Annotated in this window: 20 protein-coding genes and 1 pseudogene; 11 read left to right on the top strand and 10 right to left on the bottom strand. The window is 66.0% G+C overall.

What is annotated here, in order from left to right; translation table 11 throughout:
- The first annotated feature begins 26 nt into the window (after positions 1–26).
- From ACQPZ2_RS40000 to ACQPZ2_RS39990, 3 genes are read left to right on the top strand one after another with little or no spacing between them, the layout of a single operon-like run.
- Positions 27–686 (top strand): response regulator transcription factor, encoded by a 660-nt coding sequence (locus tag ACQPZ2_RS40000; RefSeq protein ID WP_433523129.1) that lies wholly within the window; start codon positions 27–29, stop codon positions 684–686.
- A 40-nt stretch (positions 687–726) separates the two neighbouring features.
- Positions 727–2151, top strand: a complete 1425-nt coding sequence (locus tag ACQPZ2_RS39995) for a sensor histidine kinase (RefSeq protein ID WP_433523128.1) — start codon at positions 727–729, stop codon at positions 2149–2151.
- Positions 2151–3056 (top strand): TAXI family TRAP transporter solute-binding subunit, encoded by a 906-nt coding sequence (locus ACQPZ2_RS39990; protein ID WP_433523127.1) that lies wholly within the window; start codon positions 2151–2153, stop codon positions 3054–3056. The genes ACQPZ2_RS39995 and ACQPZ2_RS39990 overlap by 1 nt, the downstream gene beginning before the upstream one ends.
- Positions 3057–3059: 3 nt before the next feature.
- Here ACQPZ2_RS39990 and ACQPZ2_RS39985 read toward each other — a convergent pair whose 3' ends face one another.
- Both ACQPZ2_RS39985 and ACQPZ2_RS39980 read right to left on the bottom strand, forming a co-directional pair.
- Complete coding sequence (locus tag ACQPZ2_RS39985; RefSeq protein ID WP_174566180.1) at positions 3060–3413, bottom strand: metal-sensitive transcriptional regulator; 354 nt, start codon at positions 3411–3413, stop codon at positions 3060–3062.
- 82 nt (positions 3414–3495) lie between these two features.
- Positions 3496–3711: a hypothetical protein gene (locus ACQPZ2_RS39980; RefSeq protein ID WP_433523126.1), complete on the bottom strand. Its 216-nt coding sequence runs from the start codon at positions 3709–3711 to the stop codon at positions 3496–3498.
- An 89-nt stretch (positions 3712–3800) separates the two neighbouring features.
- On the opposite strand from ACQPZ2_RS39980, the gene ACQPZ2_RS39975 reads away from it, so the two are divergent.
- From ACQPZ2_RS39975 to ACQPZ2_RS39960, 4 genes and pseudogenes are all read left to right on the top strand, one after another.
- Positions 3801–4610 (top strand): S-methyl-5'-thioadenosine phosphorylase, encoded by an 810-nt coding sequence (locus ACQPZ2_RS39975; RefSeq protein WP_433523125.1) that lies wholly within the window; start codon positions 3801–3803, stop codon positions 4608–4610.
- A gap of 168 nt (positions 4611–4778) precedes the next feature.
- A complete protein-coding gene (tnpA, locus tag ACQPZ2_RS39970) occupies positions 4779–5177 on the top strand; it encodes an IS200/IS605 family transposase (RefSeq protein WP_433523124.1) in 399 nt (132 codons plus the stop codon).
- Complete coding sequence (locus ACQPZ2_RS39965; RefSeq protein ID WP_433523123.1) at positions 5177–6376, top strand: RNA-guided endonuclease InsQ/TnpB family protein; 1200 nt, start codon at positions 5177–5179, stop codon at positions 6374–6376. Before tnpA ends, ACQPZ2_RS39965 begins: the two co-directional genes overlap by 1 nt.
- A pseudogene (locus tag ACQPZ2_RS39960) lies at positions 6373–7395 on the top strand (NAD-dependent epimerase/dehydratase family protein); the annotation flags it as partial. The gene ACQPZ2_RS39965 and the pseudogene ACQPZ2_RS39960, both read left to right, overlap by 4 nt.
- Positions 7396–8155: 760 nt before the next feature.
- On the opposite strand, the gene ACQPZ2_RS39955 reads toward ACQPZ2_RS39960, so the two are convergent.
- A complete protein-coding gene (locus tag ACQPZ2_RS39955) occupies positions 8156–8992 on the bottom strand; it encodes an NAD(P)H-binding protein (RefSeq protein WP_433523122.1) in 837 nt (278 codons plus the stop codon).
- 143 nt (positions 8993–9135) lie between these two features.
- On the opposite strand from ACQPZ2_RS39955, the gene ACQPZ2_RS39950 reads away from it, so the two are divergent.
- Positions 9136–9696 (top strand): NADPH-dependent FMN reductase, encoded by a 561-nt coding sequence (locus ACQPZ2_RS39950; RefSeq protein WP_433523121.1) that lies wholly within the window; start codon positions 9136–9138, stop codon positions 9694–9696.
- Positions 9697–9829: 133 nt separating this feature from the next.
- Here the strand turns inward: ACQPZ2_RS39950 and eccE are convergent, their stop codons facing one another.
- Entirely contained in the window at positions 9830–11479 is a 1650-nt protein-coding gene (gene eccE, locus ACQPZ2_RS39945; protein ID WP_433523120.1) for a type VII secretion protein EccE, read from the bottom strand.
- A 113-nt stretch (positions 11480–11592) separates the two neighbouring features.
- On the opposite strand from eccE, the gene eccB reads away from it, so the two are divergent.
- Positions 11593–13080 (top strand): type VII secretion protein EccB, encoded by a 1488-nt coding sequence (gene eccB, locus ACQPZ2_RS39940; RefSeq protein WP_433523119.1) that lies wholly within the window; start codon positions 11593–11595, stop codon positions 13078–13080.
- Between the two features lies 1 nt (position 13081).
- Here the strand turns inward: eccB and ACQPZ2_RS39935 are convergent, their stop codons facing one another.
- From ACQPZ2_RS39935 to eccD, 3 genes are read right to left on the bottom strand one after another with little or no spacing between them, the layout of a single operon-like run.
- Positions 13082–13840 carry a potassium channel family protein gene (locus ACQPZ2_RS39935; RefSeq protein WP_433523118.1) on the bottom strand — a complete coding sequence of 253 codons (759 nt, stop codon included), beginning with the start codon at positions 13838–13840 and terminating at the stop codon, positions 13082–13084.
- A gap of 60 nt (positions 13841–13900) precedes the next feature.
- Positions 13901–15307: a type VII secretion-associated serine protease mycosin gene (gene mycP / locus ACQPZ2_RS39930; protein ID WP_433523117.1), complete on the bottom strand. Its 1407-nt coding sequence runs from the start codon at positions 15305–15307 to the stop codon at positions 13901–13903.
- Positions 15304–16770, bottom strand: a complete 1467-nt coding sequence (gene eccD, locus ACQPZ2_RS39925; protein ID WP_433523116.1) for a type VII secretion integral membrane protein EccD — start codon at positions 16768–16770, stop codon at positions 15304–15306. The genes mycP and eccD overlap by 4 nt, the downstream gene beginning before the upstream one ends.
- A 174-nt stretch (positions 16771–16944) precedes the next feature.
- On the opposite strand from eccD, the gene eccCa reads away from it, so the two are divergent.
- Together eccCa and ACQPZ2_RS39915 are read left to right on the top strand one after the other, a co-directional pair.
- A complete protein-coding gene (gene eccCa, locus ACQPZ2_RS39920) occupies positions 16945–20988 on the top strand; it encodes a type VII secretion protein EccCa (protein WP_433523115.1) in 4044 nt (1347 codons plus the stop codon).
- Entirely contained in the window at positions 20988–22436 is a 1449-nt protein-coding gene (locus ACQPZ2_RS39915) for a type VII secretion-associated protein (protein ID WP_433523114.1), read from the top strand. The genes eccCa and ACQPZ2_RS39915 overlap by 1 nt, the downstream gene beginning before the upstream one ends.
- A 101-nt stretch (positions 22437–22537) precedes the next feature.
- Here the strand turns inward: ACQPZ2_RS39915 and ACQPZ2_RS39910 are convergent, their stop codons facing one another.
- From ACQPZ2_RS39910 to ACQPZ2_RS39900, 3 genes are all read right to left on the bottom strand, one after another.
- Entirely contained in the window at positions 22538–22825 is a 288-nt protein-coding gene (locus tag ACQPZ2_RS39910; protein ID WP_040686706.1) for a WXG100 family type VII secretion target, read from the bottom strand.
- Positions 22826–22864: 39 nt separating this feature from the next.
- Positions 22865–23200 (bottom strand): WXG100 family type VII secretion target, encoded by a 336-nt coding sequence (locus ACQPZ2_RS39905; RefSeq protein WP_387295284.1) that lies wholly within the window; start codon positions 23198–23200, stop codon positions 22865–22867.
- Positions 23201–23575: 375 nt separating this feature from the next.
- The gene (locus ACQPZ2_RS39900; RefSeq protein WP_433523113.1) at positions 23576–25168 is read right to left on the bottom strand and encodes a serine/threonine-protein kinase; all 1593 of its coding nucleotides are present in this window, start codon (positions 25166–25168) and stop codon (positions 23576–23578) included.
- Positions 25169–25188 lie beyond the last annotated feature (20 nt).

Raw genomic sequence — 25188 nt, 5'->3', positions numbered from 1 at the left:
CTCCATTGCTATGGGAGGATCGGCGTGTGCGGCTGGCGGTGGTCGAGGACGATGACGGCGTAGGCGACGCGCTGGTAGAGGCGCTCAACGCCCGCGGTTATCAGGCCGAGCGCAAGCGCCGCGGCGCCGATCTGCTCATCGCGCACCGCGGCTACGACGCGGTCATCCTGGATCTCGGACTACCCGACGGTGACGGTCTGCAGGTGCTGCGCCAGCTGCGCGAGGTGAGTTCCGTGCCGGTGCTGATCCTGACCGCGCGCAGCGACGAACGCTCGATCGTGCGCGGACTGCGCGGCGGCGCCGACGACTATCTGGTGAAGCCGCCGCGGATCGCGGAATTGATGGCCCGGCTGGAGAACGTGGTCCGGCGCGCCGTCGCCGGATCGCAGCCGGAGCGTGCCGACGTGGTCACCGGCGATGTGCGGGTCGATCTGGCGGCCCGGGTGGTCGAGGTGGCCGGGCGGCCGATCGCGTTGACCCAGAAGGAATTCGAGTTGGTGGAGGCATTGGTGGAGCGGCCCGGTGCCGCGGTCAGCCGCCAGCAGCTGATGGATCGGATCTGGGGTGACGCGTTCGTCGCGGTATCGCGCTCACTGGATGTGCACATGACCGGACTACGCGCGAAATTGGACCGACCTGGGCTGATAACGACGATTCGCGGCTACGGTTACCGCTGGGGCCAGTGATCGTGCCGGCCCGGCAGACCTAGCAGGAGCGGAGCCCGGCATGCGCAGACGACTACTCGTCGCGCTGACGGTATTCGCGGCGATCGCCGTCTTCGCCTTCGCGGTACCGCTCTCGCTGACCTTCGCGACCAGCCGCACCCAGGAGTTCGTGGCCGATCGGTCCGGCGATGCCGACCGGTTCGCCAGCCTCGCCGATGCGGCGGTGGCCGAGGGTGACAGCCGGGCGCTGGCCGACGAGGCCGGGCGCTACCACGATCTCTATGGGGAAAACGTGCTCGTGGTAGATGCGCGAGGTGCGCGGACGGTGAATGCGGGCGTCGACGCGGCCGCCGATCCCGTAGAGGACGCTGTTGCCGCCGCCCGCCGCAACCAGCGGCCGCAGCCGGTGTATCGACTGACGCCGTGGAGTGCGTCGACGGTGCTGATCGCCCGTCCGGTCGGCACCGGAGTGCAGGTCAACGGCGCGGTGGTGATCGAGGCATCCACTGCCCGCGCCCGGCGCGATATCGCCCGAGCCTGGGCGGTGATCGCGGTCGGCGCGGTGCTGGCAATGGTGGTGTTCACCATGCTGGCGCTGAGCCTGGCGCGCTGGGTGCTGCGGCCGCTGGCGGCGCTGTCGCAGGCCGTCGCCGAGCTGACCGCGACGCTGCCGAAGCCGCGCGCCGAGGCCGCCGCCCACGTCTCGATCGCCCGCCACCATGGCGGGCCACCGGAAATGCGGGCGGTGGCGGAATCCTTCGATGCCATGGCACTGGCGGTCGCCGATTCGGCGGATGCGCAACGTCAGCTCGTCGCGGATACCGCGCATGCCATGCGAAACCCGCTCGCCGCCTTGACGATTCGTCTCGACTCTTTGGAAGCCGCCATTCCGGAAAGTGCGGTGGCGACCTTCCGTAGCGCGGGCGCGGAGGTCGAACGGTTGACCGCGCTGCTCGATGGCCTGCTCAGCTTGGCGGTCGCCGAGACCCCAGCTGCTTTCGAGGCCGCACGCGCTCCATCCAATACTGAAATCCATTGTGACGCAGTGCAAGTTGCTGCGGATCGGATCGACGCCTGGTACTCCGCCTACGAGAGCGCCGGGCAGGAATTGCGGGCGGAACCGCAGGTCACCGAGGCCGAAGCCGCGGTTTCCGCCGATGTACTCGCCCAGATTCTCGATGTGCCGCTGAGCAATTCGTGCAGCTATGCCGGGCCGGGCACGCAGACCGTCATCGTGGTCGACGTCGAGCCGGACTGGGTGACGGTGACCGTCCGTGACGATGGGACCGGCGTCGAACCGGCCGAGATCGACAAGCTGACCACCCGGTTCTTCCGCGGCTCCGGTGCGTCGTCCGGCGGCTCTGGCCTCGGGCTCCCGATTGCGACGGCACTGGCCCAAGCGCGCGGCGGGACGTTGTCCGTGCTCCCCGTGCAGCCGCGCGGTCTCGCGATCCAGATCCGGTTGCCGCAGGCGGTGCGGTCGTGATGCGGCGGCGGAAGTTCCTGGCGCTCACCGTCTTCGGTGTCGCAGCCGGTGCTGTCGGATGTGGTCGGAGTCCAGAACTCGTGCGGCTGGCCTCGGGCGAGGTCGGCGGCTTCTATCACGCGTTCGCGGAACTGCTCGCGGCGGTTGCCCGGGAGGAGGGCACGGTGCGGATCGAACCGGTGACGACGACCGGCTCGCAGGAAAATCTGGGGATGTTGGCGAACGGGCAGGTCGATGCCGCACTGGCGCTGGCGGATTCGGTGCAGAGTGAGCGGGCTCCGTTGGTGGCGCTCGGTCGGGTGTACGAGAACTATCTGCAGTTGGCCGTGCGGTCGGAAGGGCCGATTCAGCAGGTCACCGATCTGCGCGGGACCCGGGTCAACCTGGGGGCCGCCGGATCCGGTGCGGCGGTGACCGGGGAGCGGCTGCTGTGGGCCGCGGGCGTGAATCCCGTTTCGGATGTGGATATTTCGCATCGACCGCTGCGAGATGCGGTGGCGGGTGTGGAATCCGGTGAGCTGGATGCGCTGCTATGGGCGGGCGGCGTACCGACCGACGCGCTCGATGTGCCGCAGCGGTTGCGGCTGGTGGAACTCGGTGAGTTGGCCGCGCCGATGCGGGAGCGTTTCGGACATCTCTACGATCTGGTCGAAATTCCCGCCGACGCCTACGACAGCGGTCGTTCGGTCCGCACGGTCGGCGTCGCGAATCTGCTGCTCGCCGCCCCGACCATGTCCGATGCCGCGGCGGGGGCGATCGTCGATCTGCTGGTTTCCCGAGCGGATCGGTTGGTGCCTGCCGAGGCGGCTGGGACCCAGTTCCTGGATACCCGCTCGCTCATCGGAACCGATGCCGTTCCATTGCATCCGGGTGCGGCCGCGGTGTACCGACGGCGACACGGTTGAGCGTCAGGAACGTACCAGGCGGGCGATGGCGTCGGTGGCCTCTTTGATCTTGGCGTCGGCCTCGGGGCCACCGGCGACCGCGGCGTCCACCACGCAGTGGCTGATGTGGTCCTCCAGCAGGCCCATCGCAACGGCCTGCAGTGCCTTCGTCATCGCGGAGACCTGGGTGAGGATATCGATGCAGTACTTCTCTTCCTCGACCATGCGCTGCAGGCCGCGGGCCTGGCCCTCGATCCGGCGCAGGCGCTTGAGGTAGTCGTCCTTGGCGGTGATGTACCCATGGCCGGAATGGTCGTGGGTGCCACCCGCCGAGTCACTGCCTGGCGCGGTGTCATTGTGCGACGGGGTGGATGTCACCGACGGTCTCCTCACTGCTCACCGGCTTGACCGGCCTGGTTAATACCCCCCTAGGGTACAGTGCTGCGAGGGTGTTGTCAGGCTACCGCGCTCTGCGCCGCTTCGGCCACCGATGTGTGGCCCCTGATGGTCGCTGTCCGCGCACCGCCCAGTTCCAGGCGATCACCGCGATCGGGGTCAGGAATTGGATCATCAGCGTCACGCCGACCTGCGGGTAGGGCCGGGAAAGGACGAAGCTGGCCTGCACCCCGGCGACCGCGATCACGCCGAACCCGCCGACGGTGCGCAGGTGGCGCACGCTGCCGCGCAATCCGCTCGGATCGCTGAGCGTTGGCCGGATGTGGACCCGTTTGGTCGGGAATCGGGGACGAGCGAGAGAATCGGTGCATGAGTTTGGATGTTCGGCCCGCGCTCGCCGTGATCGGCGGTAGTGGCTTCTACGATTTCTTCGATAACGAGGCGACCACCGTCGAGGTCGAGACGCCTTACGGCAAGCCGAGCGCGCCGATCGCGGTCGGCGAGGTGGAGGGTCGCCCGGTGGCCTTCCTGCCCCGGCACGGCAAACAGCACGAATTCGCGCCGCATACGCTGCCGTATCAGGCCAATATGTGGGCGTTGCGTTCGATCGGGGTGCGGCGGATCTTCGCGCCGTGCGCGGTCGGCAGCCTGCGCGCGGATTGGGGGCCGGGGACCGTCGCGGTGCCGGATCAGCTGGTCGACCGGACCTCCGGCCGCCCGCAGACCTACTTCGACGGCGGTGGCGTGCACGTTTCCTTCGCCGACCCGTACTGCGACGAACTGCGCTCTGCGGCAACGAAATCCGCGACGGACGCGCTGCCGATGAAATCCTCGGGCACCATGGTCGTGGTGCAGGGCCCGCGCTTCTCCACCCGGGCCGAGAGCCGTTGGTTCGCCGCGCAGGGCTGGGAACTGGTGAATATGACCGGACATCCCGAGGCGGTGCTCGCCCGGGAACTCGAAATGTGCTATGCCGCAGTCGCTTTGGTGACCGACCTGGATGCGGGCGTCGAGGAGGGCGACGGTGTGCACGCGGTCGACGTCTTCGCCGAATTCAAGAAGAATCTCGGGCCGTTCAAGGAGTTGATCCGGCGCTCGGTTTCGGCGGTCACCGGAACCGACACCTGCGAACGTTGCCGTGTCCATGCGGGAGTGTCGCTGCCGTTCGAACTACCGTGAGCTGTAGGGCGCTAGGTGCTGATCATCCCAGGTCGGAAGATGCGAACGCGGGATGTGGACACGATCTGTTCTGAATGGTGCGGGCGGACTTCCGGCTTCATACGCGGCGGCGAACAGGTGAATCGAACACACTAGCGATATATAGCTGTAGGTTGTATATTGTCAAAGGTGACTGTGACACTGCGAACTGACGCGGACATCGTGTTCCAGTGCGCGTTTCATGTCGTGTGGTGTCCGAAGTTCCGGCGGCGTGTCATCGCCGGTCGGATGGAGGAACGGCTCAAAGAGATCGTTGGCGAAGTCGTCAAAGAGAAGGGGGCGTGGCTGATCGAGTTGGAAACCATGCCCGACCATGTCCATCTCCTCATCGAAGTAGACCCTCGATACGGGGTGCATCGGCTTGTGAAGGCCATCAAGAGTCGTTCCTCGCGCGTATTGCGTGACGAATTTCCCTGGCTGAAGTCGAAACTTCCTACACTCTGGACAAATTCGTACTTTGTGGCCACGGTCGGCGGTGCGTCGCCCGAGATCGTCGAACATTACATCGAACAGCAGAAGGCCCGCTGATGCTCACCGGACGTAGGTACCGGATCGGGTTCACCGCCGAGCAAGCTGAATACGCCGAACCGGTCGGCGACGCATGCAGGGCAGTGTGGAATACCGGACTCGAGCAGCGCCGCGCTTACCGAAAGCGTGGCGCGTGGATCAACTACCAGGAACAGGCCCGTCAGCTAGCCGACGCGAAGAGGGAACACCAGTGGCTCGCGCAGGCTCCGGGCCACTGCTTGCAGCAAACCCTGATGGATCTCGACCGGGCCTGCCGCGACCATGGGACGTGGCGGGTGCGGTGGCGTTCGGGCCGCAGGTGGTCGCCGTCGTTCCGGTTCCCCGAAGGCGGGAAGATCGCCGTCGAGCGTCTCAACCGCCGGTGGGCGCGGGTCAAGCTCCCGAAGTTCGGATGGGTCCGTGTCCGCTGGTCGCGAGCCCTCGGCGGCACGATCCGGCCGGCGACCGTTTTCCGTGATGGCAACAAATGGTACGTGTCGTTGCTCATCGAGGACGGCGCAACTACCCCGCAGCAGCACACCCACCCTGCAGCGGCGGTCGGGATAGACCGTGGCGTCGCGGTCGCCGTAGCCACCAGCGGTGGCGAACTGTTGGACGGGGAGTTCATCACACCGGGGGAAGCGGAACGTATTCGCCGGTTGCAGCGGCAGCTCGCCCGGCGAGAGAAGCGTTCCGATCGATGGAAATCTACCCGTAAGAAACTGGCGGCTCTGTACGCTCGGGTTCGGGCGGGACGTAAGGACTTCGGCGCTCAAACCGCCGAAACCCTCACTACCGGTAATGCGCTAATCGTGTTGGAAGACCTGAAGACCCGGGACATGACTCGCACAGCCAGGGGTACATGTACGGAGCCGGGACGCAACGTAGGCCAGAAGGCCGGGTTGAATCGTGCCATCCTCGACAAGGGCTGGTACCAGTTCGAGCTGGCGCTACAAAGTAAGGCCCGTTATACGGGCACTCGGATAGTGAAGATCGATCCCGCGTACACGTCGCAAACCTGTAATGCCTGTCAGCATGCCGCATCTGGATCGCGTGAGAGCCAAGCCCGGTTCCGCTGCGTCGCGTGCGGGCACTCGGACCATCCCGATGTGAACGCCGCACGAAACATTTTGGCCGCCGGGCTGGCGGTTACAGGGCGTGGAGACTTCGGAGGTACCCGGTCTGTGAAGCGTCAACCGACAACCGCGACCGTCGCATGAGCAGCGGTCACGGTTTGGAATCCCCCGGCTTCAGCCGCAGGGAGGAAGTCAAGAGAGTGCTGGTCACCGGTGCGGCCGGGTTCCTCGGGTCGCGGTTGCGGCGGGCGTTGGCGGTGGCCGGGCATGAGGTTGTCGGCGTCGATGTGCTGTTCGAGGGTGCGCATGAGCCGGATGGGGTTTCGCGGGCGGACGTGCGCGATGCCGATGCGCTCGAGCCTTTGCTGCGCGGTATCGATACCGTTTGTCACCTCGCCGCCGTCACCTCCGGGCCGGAGTCGGCGGTGTTCGCCGCGCACAATGATCTCGGGACGGCGGTCCTGCTCGATGTGATGGGTCGGGCGAAGGTGCGTCATCTGGTACTCGCGTCATCCATCGTGGTGTACGGCGAGGGGCGCTATCGCGGGATGAACAGCGGGCCGATCTATCCCGGATTGCGGCGGCGGTCCGATCTGGATCGCGGCATGTTCGACCACCTGGCGCCGCGTACCGGAGAGTTGCTCACCTGGGAGCCGGTCACCGAGGACGCGCCGTTGCGTCCGCGCGGCTTCTACGGTGCCAGCAAGTTGGCGCAGGAAAACTACGCGCTCGCTTGGGGTTTGGCCAACGGTGCGGCCGTCACGGCATTGCGCTACCACAACGGATACGGCGAAGGCACGCGATCCGGCTTCATCGGAAACTTCCTCGCCGCACTCGATCAGGGCCGCCCGCCATTGGTCGGCGAGGACGGCGGACAGGTCAGGGATGTGGTGCACGTCGACGACATCGTGGCCGCCACCGTGGCCGCCGTCGACCGTCGCCCACCGGGCTTCGTCCCCCTCAACATCGCCTCCGGCCACCCCATCACCATGTGGGAAGTCGCGTCGATCATGGCCAAAGCCCGCGGCGGCCCGGCCCCCGTGGTAACCGGCCGCTACCTCCTCGCCGACGCCCGCCACCTCGCCGCCGACCCCGAACGAGCCAGGCGCACACTGGGTTTCACCGCCAGAATCCCACCCACCCACGGTCTCGCCGAACTCGCCGCCCCCGCGGTCGAGACCACCACACCCCAACGGGAACCCGCTCCACTTCACGTGCGAGCCGTGCCGCCGCCGACCGCACCCCAGCATCAGGTGCACCCGGAGCCACGGCCCGCCGCGCCGATCGCGCGGCCCGACACTCCGGTGCCGAACGTAAACGTGTCCGCGCCCCGGCCGGAGCCGGTGATCGACCGTCCCGGGCCGAATATGAAACCCCCTGGCCCCCGACCCGAGTTGGCCAAACCGGAGGCCGGTGCCGGTTCGTCGATGTGACGGCGCTTGCGCCCACAACTCCGCTGGTCGACATTTCCGGACTTGTCACACCGACTCCTGAGTCGGCTGCTCTGTGAGCGGTCGCATAGGTACTCGAAGATTTCGGCACCGGCCAGCGGGTGCGGTGGGCGCGAAATCCGGCCCGAGGCCCTGCATCAGCGCATCCACGCGGCGTGTGCGCGCATCGAGCAGAAATGGCGCAACCCCAGGCACGGGCGGGGGATCTCCTGGGCCGACCCAGAGATGGACCGCGTACGCCTGCTCGTCGGACCCGATGCCGGCACGGCCCGCAGACACTGTTGCGACCACGTCTGTCGCGAAGTCGGCAGCATCTGATCAACGACCCATCCACTTGCACACGCGGGTCTACTCGCGGAATGCGCTTTCTCGAGTGCGCGGCGTGCGTCCCTGCTGCCGCGAGGTCATCGGTTCCAGGGCGGCCCAGTTGGTACGCGTCGTTCGTCGGCCTGTCGTCGCATTCTGCGATCGATCACGCCTCTGCGAAGGCGTCGGCGTGTGCGTGGGCCCACTGGTCGAAGGTGCGCGGTTCTCGGCCGGTTACTTCCTGCACGGTGGGGTAGACCTGGGATTCGTCGAGGGTGCCGTCGACGAAGAAGCTCCAGAATGCGTCGACGTAGTGCTGCGGCATGGAGGCCTCGAGTTCGGCCCGTGTCTCCGCATTCGTCAAGCCCTGGCAGACAAGTGGCCGGTTGAGCACTTCGGCCAGCACCGCGACCTGATCGGCTGGCACGAGCGCTCGCGGGCCGGTCAGCTCGAGGACGCGCCCGGCCAGTCCGCCGCCGGTCAGGGCGACCGCCGCGACGGCCGCGATATCGGCGGGATCGATCGCGGCGACCGGTACATCGGGGAACTGGGCGCGGATGACATCACCCTGTTCGAGTTGCGGCAACCAGCGCAGCGCATTCGACATGAACGAGCGCGGGCGCAGAAAGGTCCACGCCAGGCCGGATTCGCGCACGTCCCGCTCGGCCTGCGTCATATACGCGGAGACCGCGTTGTTCATATCCTCGAGCGCCGCCGAACCACCCGAAAGCAGCACGATGTGCTGGACGCCCGTCTTCTTCGCGCGGGCGAGCAGGTCGGGGGTGTCGGCGTAGCCCGGCAGCAGGAACATTCCGGTGGCCCCGTCCAGGGCTTCGGTCAGGCTTTCCGGCTGGTTCAGATCGCCCGTCACCGCCTCGACACCGGCGGGCAGCTGTGCCCGCCCGGGATCGCGGACCAATGCGCGCACGGCAGCACCGGAATTACTCAGTGCCGCAACCAGTTCCGTGCCGATATTGCCGGTCGCGCCGGTCACCAGGATCATGTTGTTTCCTCCAGAGTCGCACCGGGTTGTCCCGTCAATCATGCGGAATCGCCGAGCCGCACGTCGACCGATCCGGCCGAATGAATCGAGATCGCCGAGCCCGCCTCGACCGTACCGCCGGTACACCGAGTTAGGCTCGCGCAGTGGATACTCCGCTACGGCTAGAGGTCATCGTGGCCAGCACGCGCCCGGAGCGATTCGCTCCGGTGGTCGCCGACTGGTTCCTGCGCACGGTCCGGGCGACCCCCGAATTCGACACCGGCGTCATCGATCTCATAACCACCCCACTGCCGACCGACCTGACCTTCACGGCCGAGGTCGAGGCCTATCGCCAACGCCTGGCCGCCGCCGACGCCTTCGTCGCCATCACCTCCGAGTACAACCACGGCTACCCGGCGTCCCTGAAAACCGCCTTCGACAACGCGAAACACGAATGGCGCGCCAAACCCATCGGCTTCGTCTCCTACGGCGGCCTCTCCGGCGGCCTGCGCGCGGTCGAACAACTCCGCCAGGTAGTCGCGGAAATCCACATGGTCTCCATCCGCGAAACCGTCAGCTTCCACCAGGCCAAAAGGCGATTCGACGAATCAGGCAACACCCAAGACGGCGCTGCTATAGATGCCGCCGATCGCCTGATCCGCCAATTGGCTTGGTGGGCGAGAACTCTCCGCGCCGCACGCACCACAGACCCCTACCCAGGCTGACCATCCAGGAGCGGAACCCATCGAGGGCAGTCGAAATGGTGGTTCGACGCGCCGACTACTACCACCATTTCACTACCCGCGCCCAAAAAGCCTGGAACGCAACCACAGCCATGCCGCGCACCGAAACAAGCGGCTACTGGGGACTCCCAGCCATAGCCCGCCGCCCGCGCGGATGCCCGATATACGTCGCCTCGCGCGGAATCGACACCAACGTCAGATCGACCTGAGCAGTCCCGGTCCGCAGCACCACATGGTTTCCGATGGCCCCCGGCTGATGGATCGACAGGTCGGGCCGAGTCGCGGGCCACCCCATCGGATCTCCGGTCACATAGATCGTGGTGACACCGGCGTGCGGTGCTGGTGCCAGCACACCGTCGACCACCGTCGCGGTGAACCCGGCATCGGATTGATGCGTCTCCACCGCGATCTGCAGCCGCTCCGGATTCCCGATGGTCGTCACCAGGTTCTCCCAGGCATGCGTTCGATCGGTACGGATCAGGATGCGTTCACCGACCGCCAACGCGCGGAACACCAACTGCTGAGCCAGATACAACTCACCGGCCACATACACCGTGGAAATACCGGTACCGACAATGCGGACCGCGACACCCTGACCCTCGTCATCGGAGCCGATCAGCTGACCGCAACCCGACGACGGCAGATGCAGCGCACCGATCACATCGATCGGGTACTCGGTCACCGGAACCGCGTCGTCGAGATCCGGAATGGCCAGTGGCAGATGCGCGAGCAGACCATCGCGCTGCCGCCCGTTCATCGAGATCAGACCCTTGAGCTTCGTACGCTCCGGCAGTTCCCGCGTGGTCAGCCGCCAAGCCGCACCGATGCTCACCGATTCCGCCGAGCTACCCGGACGTAGCCGCACCGCGACCGTCGTGCCGCGCGACGGCGCGACCCACAGCTGCGAGAGCAGATCCGAACCGAGCCGCTTCGGGTCGACCGCACTACCGATATTCACACTGTTGCCGATCTCGGCATATCGCCAGCGATGAGTCAGCGTGCGCGGATCGAAGCCCTGCGTGACCTGCAGAACCGCCTTGCGGATCTCGGGTGCGGTAAGGATGCGGGCACTGCAGTCCGCGTCTTCCAGGGTGCGCATAATGCGTTGCGTCGCAATGGTTACCGCGCGTGAGGCACCCTCGCTGCCGCCACCGCGCCGGGCCGCGGCCTCCGGGCACGCGATCGCGTCGAAGCTGATGGCGAGCCACACATTCCGGTGTGCGGTCGCGGGCAGCGGTCCCAGCAGCGATTCATAGATCTTGCCCGCGGGCGTACCGGAGCGACTGCGGTGACCGTGGCTGATGATGTCGATACCGCTGAGCAGAATGTCGTGCTGGTTCAGGCATTTCGCCAATTCCGGCAGCGGCAGCAGATGCGAGGCGTGGACGGTGGTACGAGCGATCCGGGTCAGCCCGCCCTTGGGGGCCAGGACCTCGACGACGGTGACAACCCGGCTGCCGTCCCAGTACAGCCCGAGCGAGCGTCCGTCCGAGCCGCGGAAGTCGACGGTATCGCCGAGCTCGTAATCACCGTGGGTGAGGTAGCGCCACCAGGTGGCGATCCAATCCAGGATGGTGCGCTTGGCAATCGGGATCAGCGGCAGCAGTCCGGCGACCACCGCGATGCCCGACGCGGGCCACGCGCCGAGCCCGGCCAACAGGGCGAGCAGTCCGGCAACGAGCCCGATCACCTGCGCGATCAACAGATTCCGCAGTGAGATGCGCCCGAGCAGCGGGCGTGGTCCCGCGCCGGCTTGTTCGGCCATCGTCGTCCCCCCAAGTACCCGGTATCGGCCGTATCGCAGCGGCCGAGCTGAACAATAGTCCTCCGGAACTGTACTGTGTTCCGCGAACGCGAGCATTGTTCGGGGAGGGAAACATGCCTTCAAAACCCACTACACGGTGGCAGGTGAGCGGTTACCGCTTCCTGGTCCGCCGGATGGAACACGCGCTGGTGCGCCGGGATGTGCGCATGCTGCATGATCCGATGCGCTCCCAGTCCCGCGCCTACGCGGCCGGATTGATCATGGCGATCGTGGTGCTGGCCGGTTGCGGCGTGCTCGCACTGCTGCGTCCACAGGACAAGATCGGCAGCAACAAGATCCTGATCGGCAAGGAATCCGGCGCCGTCTACGTGGTGATCAACGATGTGGTGCATCCGACGCTGAATCTCGCATCGGCCCGGTTGGCCGCGGGATCGCCGGAAAAGGCCGTCATCGTCAAGGAATCCGAGATCGGCAAGAAGGCGCGCGGCCAGCTGATCGGCATTCCGGGCGCACCCTCCTCGCTGCGCTTCGACAAGGACGGCAAGGGCCGGATCTGGACCGTCTGCGACCAGATGAAGGTCGACGGCAGCAGGGATCTCACCACCTCGGTGCTCGCCGGAAGTCTCTCGCTCGGTGAGAAGGCCTCGGTCATGGGTAGGGATCGGGCGCTGCTGGTGCAGGGTAAGGACTCGGCGTATCTGGTCTACGAGGGCAAGCGCGCCCGCGTCGACCTCAAGGACCGGGCTGTCACCGACGCATTGAAGATCACCGGCGCAACCGCCCGGCCGATCGGTGAGGGCCTGCTCAATACGATTCCCGAAGTGCTGCCGGTCATTCCGCCCAAGATCGATAATCCGGGCGGCTCGGTGAGCTACTCGGTCGGCAACCACCGCATCGGCGAAGTCGTGCATGTGCCCGCACAGCCCAATACGGAATACGTTGTGCTGCAAGATGGTCTGCAGCAGATCTCGCCGGTGACCGCCGAGATCATCCGCGGCCGATACCGCTCGATATCCAGCAATGATGTCGTCGATCAGACCGACAAGACCTATGCGCCGGTGTCGAACGCGCTGCTGGTCGACGCTTATCCGCAGGTCGTACCGTCCATCGTCGACTACAAGGACCAGCCGGTCAGCTGCCTGTCCTGGAAGCCGTTGGCCGCCGCCGCGGACAACAAGGACGGCGGCAATCGCGCCGAACTGACCGTGCTCACCGGTGTGGCCCTGCCGATTCCGGATAAAGCCAAAGTCGTACCGTTGGCTCAAGCGGACGGTACCGGCCCCAACGCCGACTCGGTCTACATCCCGCCGGGCACCGGCGCCTTCGTCCAGACCACCGGTATCGAACCCGACAGCCGACGCAAGGACAGCAAGTTCTATATCGCCGACACCGGCGTCCGCTACGGCATCAAGGACTCCGACGCGGAAAAGGCGCTCGGCATGGATGCGGATTCGGGCACCAAGGCCGAACCGGCACCGTGGCCGATCGTCGGCCTCCTCGCGGCCGGTCCGAGCCTGTCCCGCGCGGACGCCATGGTCGCCCACGACGGCGTCTCCGCGGACCCGTCACCCTCGAAATCACCTGTCGCCTCGGCGAATTGAGTTAGTCCCCGGACATCGAAGCCGCGCGCAACTCGGCGACTTCGCTTCGTAGCGCGCGGATTTCGTCGACCAGCATCGCGATCTCCACCTCGGTGCGGTCGGCGGTCACCTCGACGGACTTCAGCTGGTCCATCACCCAGCTGGTCGTGGTGCCGATGGCGAAGCTGATCAGGCCGATGCCGAGCGTCATCAGGATCAGTGCGATCATGCGGCCCTGCACGGTCACCGGATACACATCGCCGTAGCCGACCGTGGTCACCGACACCATCGACCACCACAGGGCGTCGCCGAAGTTGTGGATCTTGCTGTCGGGCGCGCCGTATTCGGCATCGAAGAAGGCCAGACTGCACAGCACCAGCGTGAGTGCCGAACTCGTGCCGACGAATATCGCGAGGCGAGCGCGCGTCACCCGATTGCGGTTGAGCTGGTCGAGCACCAACAACGCCGCGCGCAGTAACCGCACTGGACGAAACGGCGGCAGCAGCACGATCAACAGCTCCAGCGGATGCGTGCGCACGAATCGCCGGCGATCGGTGGACAGCCAGGTCCGGATGCCGAAGTCCGCGACGAATGCCACCCAGATCATGATGTCGACCCGTTCGAGCCAGGCATCCAGGCGCGGTGACGCTCCGGTATCCAGCACATGCCAGGCGTAGACACCGATGAAGAGCACGGCGAGCACCAGCATCGGGATGCTGGTCGTGCGTTCCCAGGCTTGTCTACGGCTCGGTTGCCCGCCGTCGTGTTGTGCTACGTGCATGGGAACTACCTGTATCGATCGGGTGCGACACCCTATGTACCGCCGTTTGCCACGAAGACGCTACATATCGTCGGACTTGACGCCGAACCGGCGGCGGATCGGGAACGAGGCGAGGTAGCCGAGCACTAGGGCGGTTCCGATTATCCCGGTGCCGATCAACGCGACATCGCGGGCCCGATTGTCCGGCGGCGGAGCCGGTTTCGGCACCGCGAGCTGGGCGCTCTTGGCCGGGCTCGGCCGCTTGGGCGGCAGCGGCGTGCTGCTCACCTCATCGGTCAGCGCCGCGACCGGATCGACCGCGCCGTAGCCGATATAGGGACTCCACCCCTCGGCGGGCGCGTGCGCGGTGGCCTGCATCCGCTTGACCACATCCAACGCACTCATATCTGGAAAGCGGGCGCGTACCAGCGCGACCACACCGGATACCAGTGGCGTCGCGAAGCTCGTACCGCTCATCGCCTGCTGCTGCCCTTGCTGATTCACGGTGCCGGTCGCGGTCCCGGTACCGCGCGGGTCGAGCGAAACCATATTCTCGCCCGGCGCGGCCACACTCACCCATGGCCCGGGCACCGTGAACTTCGACGGCGCGCCGTTCGAATCGATCGAGCCCACCGAGAGCACATAGTCGTCCCAGCGCGCCGGGCTCACATTGACCCTGACATTGCTCCACGGATCGGCGGACGGATTCAGCGGATCGATGATCTGCTGTTCGGTCTTGCATGAGCCGTCCTGGTTTCCGGCCGCCACGACCACGACCACGTTCTTCTCCAGCGTCGCGTATCGCACTGCCGCGCCGATGGATCCGTCGGCGTCATTGGACGAGCCGCACCACACCTCGGAGATATTGATGACGCTCACGTTCGCATCGGCCGCGCGCCGGATCGCCGAGGCCATGGTGGCCAGATTGCCGTAGCCCTCGGGCAGGTCGTCGGGATTGCGCTCCCTGGACCGGCCTTCCTTTTGATACATCTTGCTGGTCTGACGGATGGTCATGATGCGTGCTTCCGGCGCGACACCGGAGAATCCTTGGCCGTCGATCTTCGAGGCGGCGATCAGGCCCGCGACAAAAGTGCCGTGCCCATCGCAGTCCTCGGTGCCGTCGCCCGAGTTCGCCACGAAGTCGCCACCGGCGATCAGTCCCGGCAACCGGGGATGCCGCGCGACGCCGGTATCGATGACCGCGACGGTCTGGCCCTCACCCCTGGAGAACCGCCACGCGCTGTCCAGATCAAGGGAGCGCTGCGCGGTGGGAATCGTCGCGCCCTCACCGCCGGACACCGTATTCGAGCAATCGGAATTCGCTGGCCGCTCGGTCTTTTCGGGTGGTGCGGCCGGATCGCCTGCGGGCAGCAGACCCGGATTCGCCGCGGGCGGGTGATCCGCGGAAGCCGCACCGGCCCCCAGCCCAAGCGACGCGCTCAGGCCCAACGCCACGGCTGCCGCCGCGACGCGCAGCTGCCTGTTCACAGCCCGCGAACGAGCGAGTAGAGCGAGGCCACCCAGAACACCAGCGGCAGTACGGCGGCCACGAACGCGTACTCGAGCAATTCGACACCACGGCGCATCGGCGGTGTCGCGGACTGGTTCGGAATGATGATGCCGAGAATCAGCGCGGCGACCAGCACCACCATCGCCGCACCGAAGACGGCCAGCGGCTGTTCCATGCCGACGGCGACGCCGACCATCATGATCAGCACGATCGACGCGCCGCCCGCGATCAGCACCACGGCCTGTTCGGCACCCGCGTAGGTCCGGCTGCGGAACATCAGCACCACGGCGGTCACCAGCGCCAGCGCGATACCCGGCCAATACGGATCCTGCGCGCCGGGGCCGGTGCCCGCCAACGCACCCGCCACAGAAAGCAGTGTGGTCGCCGAGACGAGTCCGGCCAGGTACATCCGGGCCCGTTCCGACTTCACCCGCAGCGCGTCCATGGTCGGCAGCGCGCGGTGATCGTCCGGATCGTCCTCCGTCGGGTCGATCGGGGTGCCGGGGGAGGGCACCGGCGGTAGCGGAAGGCTTGCCAGCAGCATCGAAACCCGCGGCGCGAGTGAAAGACCCGCGAGTCCGACCGCGGCGACGACGGCGCCGATGGCCTTCTCCGGCTGGTCGGTGAGCACGCCGACCAGCGCGGCAGGGACCGCGTACACCGCGAGCGTTGCCGCGCCGATGAACAGCGCGAGTCCGACGCCGGTGACACGCCACGCGAGAACCGCTGTCGCGCCGACCAATACCGAACCGAGCAGCAGATGCGCCCAGCCGTAATCGTCGGGCACGTAAAGCATTCCGGCGGTGAACGCGGCGGGCAGCGCACAGCCGCCGAGCACCAGCGCGGTCGAGGTGTCGCCGTACATCCTGCTGAGCACCATGCCCGCGATCACCAGCAGAATCGCCACGGTCAACCCGAGCGAACCGCTGATCCAGCCCGGCAGTGCGTCTTTGGACAGCAGAAGGCCGAGGCAGCCGACGATCATGGTAAGCGCTGCGAGCACCGAACCGGTGATCCGCGCGACCTTCGGGGTCCAGCTGCGGTAGTGATCGGCGTCGGCGATCGCGACGTTGTACATGATGTCGTCGAACAGCGGCGTCGGCGCGGTATGCGAGGCACTCTCCAACATGAGCAACTCGCCGTCGCGCACACCGTGCTCACCGAGGCTCAGCGAATTGGAGAAGGGCGGATGGCCGATCCTGGCCAGCACCCATTCGGCGGGCTCGAAGCGCTCCCCCTCATTGTCGAAATCGTTGGTGCGGCTGTGTTGAGCGACCATATCGACGACACTCGGGATCACCAGCGCGACCGGCACATCGACCGGAATCGCCATATCCACCTGGGTGTGCTTCGCGAGAATCGTGACCCGGGCAAGGTCGGGCGCACGGACGATACCGCGCGAGGATTCTTCGTCGATGTGGTCAAGTCGCGCGTGCGTCAAGCTTCCCCCAACTCGGTCTCTACCTCGTATTTCCGCGTCCCGTGAGCGAGGGGGCCAAGCTTGCGAACCCACCGTTCGGGCAGCAGAATGCTGGTCGAACTGTACGACATGTCAGCTGTGGCCTCTACACTGAGGCCGAAAAAGTGCAGCTTGCGAAGAGGGGGATCTCGTCCGATGAGTACCGTCCGGTTCCAGCGGCGCGCGCGTCGCGAGATGCCGCGCTCGCCAGGTGGCGAGGTCACGCTGCAGCCGCCGCCCGAAATCCCAAGGGTGACACCGGGCAGCCTGGTATCGAAGCTGATGCCGGTCGTGATGGTCGTCGGCATGGTCGGCATGATGGCGCTGATGTTCACCCAGGGCGGCAGCAGCATCACGTCGAACCCGATGAGCATGATGTTCCCGATGATGATGGTCGTCTCCATGGTCGGCATGTTCGCCGGTCAGGGCGGCGGCAAGGGACAGAAGGCGGCCGAGGCGAACGAGGACCGCAAGGACTATCTGCGCTACCTCGATCAGGTCCGCAAGGACGTCGACCAGACCGCAACGCAGCAGCGCGCTTCCGTCGAATGGAGCCATCCGGAGCCTGCCCTGATCTGGATGCTGGCCGGAACTTCTCGCATGTGGGAACGCCGCGCCGGGGACAAGGACTTCTGCCACGCCCGCATCGGCACCGGCGGACAGCGCCTGGCCACCCGTCTGGTCGCGCCGGAGACCGGTCCGGTCGAGGAATTGGAGCCGATCGCGGCGGTTTCGCTGCGTCGCTTCGTGCGCGCGCACTCCACCGTTCCGGATCTGCCGACCGCGATCGCGGTCAAGGGCTTCGCGACCATCGCACTGGACGGCGACCGCGCCGAGGCGCGCGATATGACCCGCGCAATGCTGTTGCAGCTGTGCATGTTCCAGGCGCCGGACCAGGTGCTCATCGCCGTCGTCTGCGGCCCGGACACCGCCCGCGAATGGGAGTGGACCAAGTGGCTACCGCACACCCAGCATCCGGACGCGCAGGACGGCATCGGCACCCAGCGCATGTTCTACGGTTCGATCCGGGAGGCCACCGCGGGCCTGCATCCGTTGCTGGCCAACCGCGTTCGCTACTCCCGTAACCAGCCGGCCAACGCCAACCTGGTGCATATCGTCATTGTCGTCGACGGCGGTCTGCTCGAGGCCGAAGAAGACCAACTTCGCGAATCCGGTTACGAGGGCGTGACCATCATCGACTTGTGCGGCTACGCACCGCGTTTGGCGGTTTCGCGCGGCATCAAGATGGTCGTCGAGAACGGTGAATGCGTCGGTCGCGGCGCCACCGGCAACCAGGAGCGTTTCGCGCTGATCGACCGGATCAGCCCGCAGCAGGCCCAGCAGGTCGCGCGCCGACTCGCGCCGTACCGCGCCGCAACCCAGCGCAGCAGCGATGTCGAACACGATGACGCCGAAGTGATCTCGACCTGGACCCAGCTGATGAAGCTCGGCGATATCGGCACATTCAATCCCGAGCATGCCTGGCGTCCCCGATACGGCCGCGAGCGGCTGCGCGTGCCCTTCGGTGTCGGCGCGGACGGTGCGCCCATCGAACTCGATATCAAGGAAGCCGCCGAAAGCGGTATGGGCCCGCACGGATTGTGCATCGGCGCAACCGGTTCCGGTAAGTCGGAATTCCTGCGCACCCTGGTGCTCAGCCTGCTGGCGACCCATTCGCCGGACCAGCTGAACCTGGTGCTCGTCGACTTCAAGGGTGGTGCGACCTTCCTCGGCTTGGACGGCGTACCGCACGTCGCGGCCGTCATCACCAACCTCGAAGAGGAAGCCGACCTCGTCGACCGTATGCGCGACGCCCTGGCCGGTGAGATGAACCGCCGCCAGGAAGTACTGCGCCAGGCGGGCAACTTCGCCAACGTCTCCGAATACGAGAAGGCGCGCGCCGCGGGCGCCGATCTGGACCCGCTGCCCGCACTGTTCGTGGTGCTCGACGAGTTCTCCGAATTGCTCACCCAGCACCCGGATTTCGCCGAACTGTTCGTGATGATCGGCCGCCTCGGCCGCTCGCTGCACGTGCACCTGCTGCTGGCCTCGCAGCGCCTCGAAGAGGGCAAGCTGAAGGGGCTGGAGAGCCACCTCTCCTACCGCATCGGTCTGAAGACCTTCTCCGCCAACGAATCCCGACAGGTCCTCGGCGTCCCCGACGCCTACAACCTGCCCGGCGTCCCCGGCGGTGGTTACCTCAAGTCCGACTCCGGTGAGATCCAGCGCTTCCAGGCCTCCTACGTCTCCGGCCCCTACGTCGGCGGCGGCTCCCAGCGGGAGGTCACCCAGGCCGGTGTCGCGGGCGGCGAAATCGACATCAAGGCACGCCCTTTCACCGCCACCCACGTCGACTTCCGCACCATCGACCGGGTCCCGCTGCCGTCCGAGCCGTCGCACGATCCCGAACCGCAGTCCGACGACGCCGAACAGATCTCCAACCTCAATATGCTGGCCTCCCGCATCGCCGGCCACGGCCGCCCGGCCCATGAGATCTGGCTCCCGCCCCTGGAAGAGGCCCCCACCCTCGACCAACTGATCCCACGCAGTGTGCTCACCGGCGAATACTCCGCCGTCGCCACTCTGCGCGCGCCGATGGGCATCGTCGACCGTCCCTACGACCAGCGCCGCGATCCCTTCGTCGTGGACCTGTCGGGTTCGCGAGGCAATGTCGCGGTCGTCGGTGGCCCGCAGTCGGGTAAGTCGACGGCTCTGCGCACCATGATCATGGCCCTGTCTCTTACCCACACCGCCGAACAGGTGCAGTTCTACTGCCTCGACTTCGGTGGCGGCACCCTGGCCAGCCTCGAAGGCCTGCCGCACGTGGGCTCGGTGGCCAGCCGTCTCGACGAGGACAAGGTCCGCCGCACCATCGCCGAGATGACCACCATCGTCCGCCAGCGCGAGGCTCGGTTCCGTCAGCTCGGCATCGAGTCGATGACCGAATTCCGTCGCCTGCGCGCCATGGATCCGGCGAGCAGTCCCGGTGCAGCCGGTGCGCACGAGGACCCCTTCGGCGATGTCTTCCTGGTCATCGACGGCTTCGGCTCCATCCGCCAGGACTTCGACCCCCTCGAGCAACCCATCATGAACCTCGCGGTTCAGGGCCTGTCCTACGGGGTCCACGTGGTCATCGCCCTCGCGCGCTGGGCCGAGGCGCGCCCCGCTCTGAAAGACCAGATCGGCACCCGCATCGAGCTCCGCCTCGGTGACCCCATGGACTCCGATCTCGGCCGCAAGTTCGCTTCGCTTGTGCCGCAGGGCCGTCCGGGACGCGGTATGACGCCCGAGTGCCTGCACATGCTGACCGGTCTGCCGCGCATCGACGGAAGCGCGGATCAGGACAACCTCGGCCAGGCCGTCGCCGATGCGGTGGCGACCATCGCCCGGCTGACCCCGGGCCGCCCCGCGCCCGCGGCCAGGATGCTGCCGGAACTGCTGCCGCGCGAGCAGTTGCTGCAGCTCGCGGGCAACTGGCCGTCGCAGGTCGACCCGGACGTCAAGTGCATGCGAATTCCGCTCGGTATCAACGAATCCGAGCTGGCCCCGGTCTATCTCGACTTCAACGAGAGCCCGCACTTCATCGTCCTCGGTGATACCGAGAGCGGTAAGACGACATTGCTCCGGACGATCATCGAGAGCATCGCGGCGTCGAATACCCCGGATCAGGCGCGTTTCATCCTCGGCGACTACCGACGGTCGATGCTGGGACTCGTGCCCGACGGATACCTCGCCGGATACGGCTCCACCGCACCGCAGTTCACCCAGAACATGACCGATCTCGCCGCCTATGTCGCGCAGCGGACGCCGGGACCCGACGTCACGCCACAGCAGTTGCGCGACCGCTCGTGGTGGCGTGGTCCGGAGCTGTACGTCATCGTCGACGACTACGACCTGGTCGCCTCCTCCAGCGGCAATCCGGTATCGGCACTGGTCGACCACCTGCCGCATGCGCGTGACCTCGGTTTCCACGTGATCATCGCGCGGCGCTCCGGTGGTGCCAGCCGCGCCATGTACGAGGCGACGGTGGCGCGCATGAAGGATCTCGGTTCGGCCGCTCTGGTCATGAGCTGCAATAAGGACGAGGGCGTGCTCTTCGGCACCACCCGCCCCGGTATCAAACCGCCTGGGCGTGGCACATACGTCACGCGCAATACCGAGGGCTTGATTCAGCTGGCCTGGATGCCACCGGCCGAGTGATGTCGAACGTCGATCTGGTGGTGACCGACACCCGAATATGGGCGCGCGGTCCGGCCACACATTGGGATGTGCCGCCGTCGGTGGTGCTCGGCAGCAACGGTGATCTCGTTGTCGGCGAGCCACTTACGCCGCCGACACAGGTCAGCTCAGCCGTCCAGTACATCGCGGCGGATCGGATCGCCTTGCTGCCGCGCGTGCCGAGTCTCGCCGAGGCGATGGGCTCGGTAGTCGGCACCGTAATGCGCAACCTAGGTGTCCCGGTTCCGTGTGCGCAGCTCACCGTCGTATGTCCGACCGAATGGGGTGGTCGTCGGCGAGCGGTATTCGCCGAGGCCGCCCGCCGCTTCGCCGCGGATGTGGTGTTCGAGGACATGGCGATTCGCGCGGTGATCGCTGATGTCGGCACCGCCCGCAGCCGTCGCACGGTCGTCTTGGAATGCGGCCCGCTCTCGACCACCGCGACCGCGGTGGTGCGCAGCCATCAGGGTATTCGAATCGAATCGTGTGAACACGAACCGAATCTCGCGGTCGCCGATATCGAGCCGGAGTCGAGTGGCTTCTACGATCTGTGCGAGCTCATCGATCGCGTGCTCGCGGGTCAGCCCGCCGATTTTGTTCAGGCTGTCGGAGTTTCCGATTCGGCGAAGCTGGACCTGATTCGTTCGGCGGTGCAACAGGTCTGCACACAGGCGATCGAAGTGCGTCCGATCGCGGGCGCGGATCTGATGCGCGGACCACAGCAGGAACCGGAATATCAGCCCGAAGTCGCGCCGTTGCCGACCACCGAGTGGATGCAGCCGCTGCGTCAGCGGGCCGCGGCCATGCAGCCACCCGGCCGAAATACCAAGGCCTATGCGATCGCTGGTATTGCCGGAGTGCTGGTGGTCGCCGCAGTGGCCGCCGGTGCCGTATTCGCATTCGGTGGCTCGGACGATACCCCTGCGGCCTCGGCGGCGAGCACCTCAGCGGCCGCAGGCACGACCGCACAGTCGCCGGTCACCCAACCGCCGACGACCTCGAAGCCATCATCGGAAACCGTTGGACGCGTACGCTTTCAGATCCCGTCCGGGTGGCGCCTGACGCAGGCCGTCGACCCAACCAAATCGCGAGTCGACCTCGTCCCGTCGGACGGAACCCGTGCCCGCATCACACTGATCCAGACCCCGGTCGCCCCGGGTACCGGATACGAGCAGGTCGCCGCCAATCTCGAAACTCAGATGAAACAGCAGCCCGACGGCAAGCTGAGCGATCTGAGGCGCGACGTGGTCTTCGGCGGTAAGTCCGGGCTCGCCTACACCGAACAGCCAGGCGACGGCTCGACGGTGAGCTGGCACGTCCTGGTCGAGCACGGACTTCAGGTCAGCACCGGATGCCAGTACCTCGGTGGCACCGACTCGATCAAACAACCCTGCGAGCAGTTCGCGGCCTCGCTACAGGTCAATTCCTGAATGGTGTTGTCCCAGTACGGGTTGCACCGCCGTTCCGCGCATAAACAATTCGAGCCCCCGGCAAACCGCCGGGGGCCACGAATAGTTCGGATGATCGGAACTCAGAAGAGGCCAGCGAGGGCGGTGTCCGTGCCCTGCAATTCGGAGTTTCCCTTGTCGATCAGCGTAGCGGCACCGCTCAGCGTCGTGTTGAGCTGCACGACATGCTGGTTCCAAGTCGTCTGGTACTGCTCGAAGGCCTCCTTGGCCTGACCGCCCTGAGTGTCGAAGAATGCCTTGACCTTCTTCTCGAACGCCTCGAGCTCGTTCCGAATGTTCTCGGCGCGGTTGAGGATCTGGCGGGCACCGTCCGCAACGCCGTCGAAATTAGCGGAGATCGGCTTGTCCATGCTCATTATTCAGACTCCTTTGTGGCGTGATTCTGGAAATTAGACCGCGGGCAGGTCCAGGCTGGAAACCTGCGTCTGGATCTGCGAGGCGAAATCGTGCGTCTGATCCGAGAACTGGTTGCTCATCTTGAGCAGGTTGTCGGCGGTCTGCATCAGCTGGTCGTTCATCTTGGAGGCCTGGAAGTAGTACCGCTCCATGAAGGCATTGAAGGCGTCGCGGGCCGCGCCCTGCCAGTTGGCGCCGTTCGTGACGTTGTCCTCGTCGGTCTTCAGCTGACTGATCGCGGCGTTCAGGCTGTTGTGCTGCTCCATGAACTCCTTCGCCTTCGCATTGATACCCTCGGTATCCGCAACGAAATTCCCTGGTGAAGTCATCGCTTCTGCTCCTGGTTCTGGTTCTGGTCAACATCCCGACTGCGAGTCGACCTCGTTCATATGGTTGGACGCGTCCTCGGCCCGTTCGGTTCCATCCAGTTCGAAAGAATCTGGCAGTTCCATCGCGTCACACGGGCGCTGTAGCTTTGTCGACCGGGCTTCATCACGGTCGGAGGGCCACACAGATCCCCCCGGATGCCTTGGACCGCAATGTCATCGTCTCGGTCACCACCAGCACACCGATCCCCTCCTTCCCCCTGCTCGCGGCCACTGAACTGGCGAGTGGGCTGGCTGCGAATACCCTACCGAACAGCGCAGTGTCGCGTCTACAAGACCGATCCCCGTTCGATAAGACTGTTGGCCGCGTCCGCTGTGTTACTTGACGACCTTGCCGATCGACGGAACCATCTTGTCGACCAATGTGTCCTGGGACTGACCGGTCCACACCTGGAAAGCCTGTACCGTCGAGGGGTCGTCGATCACAACGATCTTCGCGCTGCTGGACAGGAGGCCGCCGGGCAACCCACGCAGGCCACCGTTCCCGGCTTGGCTGTCGGTCCGCAGCACGATCACGACCTCGGAATCGACATCCGCCGAATAACTTGCGGCCGACAGTGCGCGGGGCGACTTCTCATCGCCGACGGCCTTGTATTTGGTGCTGTAGACAAAGCCGAGGTTCTGCAGGAACTTGGATTGCTCGCTGGGATTGAGCACCACAGAGAGCGTCGAGTTGCCGAAATTGAATGCGGTGACAGTCTTTCCCGAGAATTGCGGATTGGCATTTCGTGCTTCGGTCACCTTGTCGCCACCACCGGAGCCGGATCCGCCGCTGGTCAAGAAGAACGTTCCAGCTGCGACGGCGGCAACGACGACTACGGCGAGAGCCGCCGGTATCAGGAATCGGCGGATGGATGACCGGCGGGAGTGGTTTCGCTGGGTCGCGATCAGGCTCTGGTCGGTGTTTTCCTGTGGCGCGAATCCAGTTGTGGAAGTTCGGGTTTGGGTGTGGTAGCCAGTGGAAGCGTACGGATCCGCGGTAACCGGCATGGTCGGGCTGGTCGAATATCCCGCGACAGGCATGCGGTTATCGGTCGAGTACCCGGCCTCCGGGGCACGGAATTGAGCACCGTAAAGGGCGGCCTCGGCGGCTTGGGTGAACTCGCGACATGTTGCGTAGCGCTGTGTCGGGTCCTTGGCCATCACTTTCTCGATCACCGCATCCAACGCGGGCGGCAGACCCGGTCGAACCGCGCTCAGTTTCGGTGGTGGCTCGTGCAGGTGGCCCATCATGACCACGGCCGGCATGGTCGACGGATACGGGTTCTGCCCCGTCAGCAGCTTGAAGAACGAGCAGCCGAGGCTGTAGATATCGGCGCGATTGTCCAGGCTGGTTCCGACCAACTGCTCAGGCGGGGCATAGGCAACCGTAGCCATGAAATTGCCTGTCGCCGTGAGGTCTTGGCCGTCCTCCGACGATTTTGCGACACCGAAGTCGGTGAGCAGTATTCGTTCCTCATCGCCTTCTTCGGCGGCGGAGAGCAGGAAGTTCGCCGGTTTCACATCTCGGTGCAGCAGCCCGCGCCGATGCGCGTAGTCGAGCCCTTTGCCCACCTCGGACACGATCCGCAGGGCGCGCTGCGGGGTCATCACAGAGGGGCCCTTCTTGGCCTCGTCCGCGGCATCGACACCGTCGATGTACTGCATGGCGATCCACAGCTGCCCGTTCTCCTCGCCGCGGTTGTACACCGCGACGATGTTCGGATGATCGAGTCCGGCAGCCAGATTCGCTTCGCGCTCGAAGCGGGCGCGGAATTCGTCGTCGGTGGACAGATCGGCGCTCAGCACCTTCAATGCGTCACGACGCGGGAGGATCGGGTTCTGGGCCAGGTACACCGTGCCCATACCGCCGCTGCCGAGAACTTGAAGTACCCGGTAGCCGCCTACGATTGCGCCGGGCCGCAACGCCATTCGGTCCTCCTCGATGATGT

The sequence above is a fragment of the Nocardia pseudovaccinii genome, from assembly GCF_050942345.1.
GTDB lineage: Bacteria > Actinomycetota > Actinomycetes > Mycobacteriales > Mycobacteriaceae > Nocardia > Nocardia pseudovaccinii.
This window is presented reverse-complemented; position numbering and strand designations above follow the sequence as displayed.

What these genes read in the sequence shown, in the direction of transcription:
- ACQPZ2_RS39995 (WP_433523128.1), top strand. Translation starts at nt 727, where the DNA reads ATGCGCAGACGACTACTCGTCGCGCTGACGGTATTCGCGGCGATCGCC.
- ACQPZ2_RS39990 (WP_433523127.1), top strand. Translation starts at nt 2,151, where the DNA reads ATGCGGCGGCGGAAGTTCCTGGCGCTCACCGTCTTCGGTGTCGCAGCC.
- ACQPZ2_RS39975 (WP_433523125.1), top strand. Translation starts at nt 3,801, where the DNA reads ATGAGTTTGGATGTTCGGCCCGCGCTCGCCGTGATCGGCGGTAGTGGC.
- ACQPZ2_RS39965 (WP_433523123.1), top strand. Translation starts at nt 5,177, where the DNA reads ATGCTCACCGGACGTAGGTACCGGATCGGGTTCACCGCCGAGCAAGCT.
- ACQPZ2_RS39955 (WP_433523122.1), bottom strand. Translation starts at nt 8,992, where the DNA reads ATGATCCTGGTGACCGGCGCGACCGGCAATATCGGCACGGAACTGGTT.
- eccE (WP_433523120.1), bottom strand. Translation starts at nt 11,479, where the DNA reads ATGGCCGAACAAGCCGGCGCGGGACCACGCCCGCTGCTCGGGCGCATC.
- eccB (WP_433523119.1), top strand. Translation starts at nt 11,593, where the DNA reads ATGCCTTCAAAACCCACTACACGGTGGCAGGTGAGCGGTTACCGCTTC.
- ACQPZ2_RS39935 (WP_433523118.1), bottom strand. Translation starts at nt 13,840, where the DNA reads ATGCACGTAGCACAACACGACGGCGGGCAACCGAGCCGTAGACAAGCC.
- eccCa (WP_433523115.1), top strand. Translation starts at nt 16,945, where the DNA reads ATGAGTACCGTCCGGTTCCAGCGGCGCGCGCGTCGCGAGATGCCGCGC.
- ACQPZ2_RS39915 (WP_433523114.1), top strand. Translation starts at nt 20,988, where the DNA reads ATGTCGAACGTCGATCTGGTGGTGACCGACACCCGAATATGGGCGCGC.
- ACQPZ2_RS39910 (WP_040686706.1), bottom strand. Translation starts at nt 22,825, where the DNA reads ATGGACAAGCCGATCTCCGCTAATTTCGACGGCGTTGCGGACGGTGCC.
- ACQPZ2_RS39905 (WP_387295284.1), bottom strand. Translation starts at nt 23,200, where the DNA reads ATGACTTCACCAGGGAATTTCGTTGCGGATACCGAGGGTATCAATGCG.
- ACQPZ2_RS39900 (WP_433523113.1), bottom strand. Translation starts at nt 25,168, where the DNA reads ATGGCGTTGCGGCCCGGCGCAATCGTAGGCGGCTACCGGGTACTTCAA.